The 4135-nt window shown below is 38.7% G+C and carries 7 protein-coding genes and 1 pseudogene; 2 read left to right on the top strand and 6 right to left on the bottom strand.

The features are described from left to right. A pseudogene (locus HMPREF0106_RS03790) lies at positions 1-213 on the top strand (DDE transposase); the annotation flags it as partial. Between the two features lie 193 nt (positions 214-406). On the opposite strand, the gene HMPREF0106_RS28500 reads toward HMPREF0106_RS03790, so the two are convergent. The 5 genes from HMPREF0106_RS28500 to HMPREF0106_RS03810 form a co-directional block, all read right to left on the bottom strand. Then, complete coding sequence (locus HMPREF0106_RS28500) at positions 407-496, bottom strand: GGGtGRT protein (RefSeq protein ID WP_157133827.1); 90 nt, start codon at positions 494-496, stop codon at positions 407-409. A 37-nt stretch (positions 497-533) separates the two neighbouring features. Beyond that, positions 534-872, bottom strand: a complete 339-nt coding sequence (locus HMPREF0106_RS03795) for a DUF86 domain-containing protein (RefSeq protein ID WP_009040918.1) — start codon at positions 870-872, stop codon at positions 534-536. Beyond that, complete coding sequence (locus HMPREF0106_RS03800) at positions 865-1164, bottom strand: nucleotidyltransferase family protein (protein ID WP_008021707.1); 300 nt, start codon at positions 1162-1164, stop codon at positions 865-867. Before HMPREF0106_RS03800 ends, HMPREF0106_RS03795 begins: the two co-directional genes overlap by 8 nt. Before the next feature lie 306 nt (positions 1165-1470). Further along, on the bottom strand, positions 1471-2481 hold the full coding sequence (locus HMPREF0106_RS03805; protein WP_004315991.1) for a GGGtGRT protein: 1011 nt from the start codon (positions 2479-2481) through the stop codon (positions 1471-1473). A gap of 19 nt (positions 2482-2500) precedes the next feature. Further along, complete coding sequence (locus HMPREF0106_RS03810; RefSeq protein ID WP_004296942.1) at positions 2501-3202, bottom strand: iron-sulfur cluster assembly scaffold protein; 702 nt, start codon at positions 3200-3202, stop codon at positions 2501-2503. 239 nt (positions 3203-3441) lie between these two features. On the opposite strand from HMPREF0106_RS03810, the gene HMPREF0106_RS03815 reads away from it, so the two are divergent. Continuing rightward, positions 3442-3846 (top strand): HsmA family protein, encoded by a 405-nt coding sequence (locus tag HMPREF0106_RS03815; protein ID WP_009040917.1) that lies wholly within the window; start codon positions 3442-3444, stop codon positions 3844-3846. 139 nt (positions 3847-3985) lie between these two features. On the opposite strand, the gene HMPREF0106_RS26355 is transcribed toward HMPREF0106_RS03815, so the two are convergent. Beyond that, positions 3986-4135: transposase domain-containing protein (locus HMPREF0106_RS26355; protein ID WP_009040916.1), on the bottom strand; the 150-nt coding region annotated here is incomplete at its 5' end.

Here is a 4135-nt window from a genome sequence, read left to right as displayed (position 1 = left end):
CCGCTTCGGAAAATCTTACGGTCGGAACTCAGCCGTGAAAGAGCTACCCGCCTGGAAGGAAGTTTTGGAACGCAGAAACAACATTACTCACTGGCCAGAATAAAAGCTAGAAACAGGAAAACGGAAGTACTTTGGATTTTCTTTGGGATACATACAGCCAATGCGGTATGTATGATAGAAAAGGTCGAAAAGAAAAAAAGAAAGGCAGCATAATCTAACTAAAATAACAGGAAAAACAGGAGAGGTTTTAACTTCCCCTAAAAAAGACATGTACATAATGCATGGGTGGGAAGGAAAAAACAAGAATATGTAAACAATATTCTACAAAAAAGATAGAAGACTGGGAGAGTTGAACGAAAAAATCAAGAGAAAAGCTCACGTAAAGCAAAGCTTTTCTCTTGATTTTTTAGAAAGAGGAACATTTACTGAATATCCCTACGTGAGCAGAAACCGATGAAGAACCAGCGAACTGAGCGTCAGAGTGCATACGGCCCATATGTTTTGAATAAATGGTCGTGAATAAGTCACAAACCTTATATATTTAGTAATGCTGTTACTTCATTTTTTAGTTTTGGTAAATGATTAATAACCATACTCCAAAGTATATCTACGGATAGACTATCATAGCCATGTATGATATAATTCCTGGCATCTACTATTTTACGAGAATTGGTTATAGCTATATCTTTATCAATTTTTAGTATTCTATTCATAGCTTCACCAATAATTTCTATGTTTCTTTCAACGGCTCGTCTAAGGCATAGGTTACTATAGAAGTCATCATAAACTTTAGGAGCATTGCCGAAGAAACTTTCTACTTCTTCAATGGCAGTTAGAATATCTTGCAAGTGTTTCTTTATTAATTCATCCATAGATTAAAGTTTTAGTTGCATCCACATTCTTCTTCAAATATGGATTCTTAATAGTCTGTTCTTCCAGTAAATCTACTTTTCTACCAAACAAATTTTCTAAAGCATATTTGAAATCAAAGAAATTATCAAAATAATCGCTTACTTCTGCCTTATTAAAATCGACAACTAAATCAACATCGCTGTTGTCATTAAAACGACTCGTAAGAACAGAACCAAAGACAAATAATTTATGTACCTTATGTTTTTTGCATAGGTCAATTATCTTTTGGATATTATTTTCAATCAGCTTCATAGGTGTATCTCCTTTCAATGCAAAGATAATTAATAACTCTTACTTTAACAAGGTATCATTAGGGATAGTTGTATTAATACTCTACTTTTTTGCATTGGACTAATAAATACTTTCTTTTTTAGTTTAAAGTAGTATCTATATCCATCTTAGTAAAGTGAAATCAGTATTAGGTAGGAATACAAAACTAAACTATATTAGAAAGGTAGGAGAGAGGTAAATCAGCAGTTCAACCTACGAACATACTGAAAATAAAAATCCCCATAACCTTATCAGTTACAGGGATTTACTATATGGTAATTATTTAAATTACTTGCTCAAAGCCTGAGCCACGTCTACAGCACAAGCCACTGTACAACCTACCATCGGGTTGTTACCAATTCCCAGGAATCCCATCATTTCTACGTGAGCAGGAACTGATGAAGAACCAGCGAACTGAGCGTCAGAGTGCATACGACCCATAGTATCTGTCATACCGTATGAAGCAGGACCGGCAGCCATGTTATCCGGGTGAAGAGTACGACCTGTACCACCACCTGAAGCTACAGAGAAATATGGTTTACCAGCAAGAACACGTTCTTTCTTGTAAGTACCTGCAACTGGATGTTGGAAACGAGTCGGGTTAGTAGAGTTACCTGTGATAGATACGTCTACACCTTCTTTCCACATGATAGCTACACCTTCGCGAACGTCGTCAGCACCATAACATTTTACTTTTGCACGAGGACCGTCAGAGTAAGCGATTTCGCGAACAACTTTCAGTTCACCTGTAAAGTAATCGAATTGAGTCTGAACGTATGTAAAGCCGTTGATACGAGAGATGATCTGAGCAGCGTCTTTTCCAAGACCGTTCAAGATACAACGCAACGGTTCTTTACGTACTTTGTCTGCTTTAGCAGCGATTTTAATAGCACCTTCAGCAGCAGCGAAAGATTCGTGACCTGCCAAGAAAGCGAAACATTTAGTTTCTTCACGCAGCAACATAGCAGCAAGGTTACCATGGCCGATACCAACTTTACGGTCGTCAGCTACAGAACCCGGGATGCAGAATGCTTGCAGACCGATACCGATAGCTTCAGCAGCTTCAGCAGCGTTTGTACAACCTTTTTTAATAGCAATGGCAGTACCTACAACATAAGCCCATTTTGCATTTTCAAAACAGATAGGCTGAGTTTCTTCACACGTTTTATAAGGATCAAGTCCATGAGCTTCACAGATAGCGTTAGCTTCTTCGATATCTTTGATGCCGTTAGCGTTCAAAGCAGCGATAATCTGTTTGATACGACGGTCTTGGCTTTCGAATTTTACTTCTCTAATCATTGTTTCTTTCCTCCTTATATTATTCGTGACGTGGATCAATAGATTTAACTGCTCCCTGTTCTGCTGTTACGCGTCCGTAAGTACCTGTAACTTTCTTCAAAGCTTCGTTAGCATCAGTACCCTTCTTGATTTCGTCCATGAACTTACCCATGTGTACGAATTCGTATCCGCAGATTTCGTCGTTCTTGTCCAAGAAGATTTGTTTGATATAACCTTCTGCCATTTCAAGGTAACGAGGACCTTTAGCCAAAGTACCATAAAGAGTACCTACCTGGCTACGCAGACCTTTACCCAAGTCTTCCAAACCTGCACCGATAATCAAACCACCTTCAGAGAAAGCTGATTGAGTACGTCCGTATACGATTTGCAAGAAAAGTTCGCGCATTGCAGTGTTGATAGCGTCACAAACAAGGTCAGTGTTTAATGCTTCAAGAACTGTTTTACCCGGAAGGATTTCAGAAGCCATAGCAGCTGAGTGAGTCATACCAGAGCAACCGATTGTTTCGATCAAGGCTTCTTGGATGATACCTTCTTTAACGTTCAGTGTCAGTTTACAAGCACCTTGTTGAGGAGCGCACCAACCGATACCGTGTGTCAAACCAGAAATATCAACGATTTCTTTAGATTTTACCCATTTGCCTTCTTCGGGTATGGGAGCCGGTCCGTGGTTAGGACCCTTCTTTACAACACACATGTGTTCCACTTCGTGTGAATAAGTCATAATTAGCTCTTTTTTTTAAGTGATATAATTAAAAATACGTAGTCACGATTCTCTAAATCGCCCACAAAGGTAGTCGATTTATTTGTTTCTGCAAATCGCCTTTTATTACTTTTTTGTGAAAAGAGACAAATCTGTTTACGTTTTTTCGTCGTTTGTAAAGTCGGGATTGCATTTGTGAAAGATTGAGACCGCGAGAACTATCTATCCTGTGCTTTGTTGTTATTAGAAAAAGAAAATTTATGGAACTGAATCAGATAGATATACATTATTTAATAGCGGCAATTTGCGTTATTTCATCTGCGCTCGTGTTTTATACGATAGGTGTTTGGGGAGAACGTCTTCAAAGGAAATTAAAGTTTTGGCATATCATTTTCTTTCTTCTCGGGTTGCTGGCCGACACGGTGGGTACAAGCCTGATGGAGCATATTGCCGAACTGACTCATCTGCATGACGAAATGCATACGGTGACAGGAGTGATTGCTATTCTTCTGATGTTTGTACATGCGTTATGGGCGATATGGACCTATGTGAAGGGAACGCCTATAGAAAAGAGACATTTTAATCGTTTCAGCATTGTAGTTTGGTGCATTTGGCTTATACCTTATTTAATAGGAGTTTATTTGGGGATGCGATTACACGTATAATAAACAGCCTGAATAGAGCCGGCTATTCATAAATCACCTTAGTAAGCATTCGGCCTCGCCCGTATTTCTCTCCAAGCTATAATAAAGTCAAAAGCCAAACGAAGCATGTCTGGCTTTTGACTTTATTTATCTTTCTTGTTTATCCTTTCCAATTAAATGGCAGTAAATCGGCGTAGTCGTTTTTCTTTTCTCTTTCATTCTCCTGTACCCTAATCAACACGTCCTGCATCCATAGTTTTGGGTTCACCTTATTTTCCCTGCAACATCCCATCAGTGAAAAGAATATTGC

Origin of the sequence: Bacteroides sp. D22 (genome assembly GCF_000163675.1) — a bacterium.
In the GTDB taxonomy this organism is placed as follows: domain Bacteria; phylum Bacteroidota; class Bacteroidia; order Bacteroidales; family Bacteroidaceae; genus Bacteroides; species Bacteroides xylanisolvens.
Note: the sequence above shows the minus strand (reverse complement) of the source record. Positions and strands in the feature narration are given on the sequence as shown.